At 42.7% G+C, this 1,129-nt stretch carries 1 protein-coding gene; it reads right to left on the bottom strand.

The genetic code is table 11. From position 1 onward, the window contains the following. A partial coding sequence (locus tag BCT81_RS28045) for a LysR family transcriptional regulator (protein ID WP_102426561.1) occupies positions 1 to 880 on the bottom strand: 880 nt, incomplete at its 3' end. Between the last annotated feature and the right edge of the window lie 249 nt (positions 881 to 1,129).

The following is a 1,129-nucleotide window of genomic DNA, read 5'->3' as shown; positions in this document are numbered from 1 at the left end:
CTTGTTTGTTTTTTAGGGTCGCTTTTAGTTTTTGGAATAACCACTGATTTAATGGTGCCTCTTTTTGTGAACGACGACAGCTCATCACATAGCTCACATCGAAAGTGAGTTTTTCTGGTAGTTCCATACTACGGCAGCCTTCAGGGACGCTGCCACTGAGCGTAATTCCAAAATAGTCTGAATTGAGCATGATATCGTGAATCATCGCTGGGTGATCGATATCTGCTCTAGGGTTTATTTCAAAGCCAATGTTTCTGAGACGATCCAGAATTGGGTACTTATTGTCATTCCATCCAGGTGTTTTAAATAGAACCGTCGGATAGTTGGCGAGCGACTCAAAGTCTTTCGCTGGGTGGTCCTCTCTTACAAAGAACACCACTTTTCCTTTTCCGAAGTCCATTTGAGAAATCGACTGCGGTAAGGTTTCATCAAAGTAGTGCACCGCTATTGCCTCTTCGCCGTCTATGAGTTGGTTTCTAGCATTGCTTCCCCATCGTAGGAATGAGTAGTGAGCATTCGGGGCTTCTTTGCTGAGAGCGAAGTAGAGTTTGGATCCAAAACGTTCCCAAAACAGCGTGTTCGCGTAGATTTTGATCGTGCCTCGATAAGATTCTGGAGAGAAGTCTTGATGTTTGATGGCCTCGATACTACTCAATATCTGTTCAAAGTTGCTGATGTTATTTTCAACAAAGGTCGTGGGTTCGAAGCCATGTTTGGTTTGAATAAACAGTGGGTCGTTAAGTTGGGTTTTTAACTTTGAAAGGTTCTTACTGATCGCTCCAGAAGTTTTTCCTAGCGACTCTGCTACCAGTCCTACATTACGAAGCTCATACATCCGCTTGATGACGAGGATATTTTGAATATCGAGGTTGATGTCCACAGGCTCTCCAAATCATTCCTTTTATAGGCAGCAATCTCTGTGCGCTAAGCCGCCAGAAATCATGTGACTCTAATATCATAGTGGCAATGCACAACTTCTAAGACAGGACAACGTCAGAAGATCGCTAATCCCTTGATTTTCCATTTGGTAAATCTTGCTTTTCCTCGTGTCGTTATCTTTCTGTCGCTAAAGTTACCTCAACAAAGCAACACAGATATTAGACGAACAGATAATTAGAAATTCAACGAG

It is taken from the genome of Vibrio sp. 10N.261.52.A1, assembly GCF_002876325.1.
In the GTDB taxonomy this organism is placed as follows: Bacteria; Pseudomonadota; Gammaproteobacteria; order Enterobacterales; family Vibrionaceae; genus Vibrio; species Vibrio chagasii.
The sequence above is the reverse complement of the archived record's forward strand: the minus strand, read 5'-3'. Positions and strand labels throughout refer to the sequence as shown.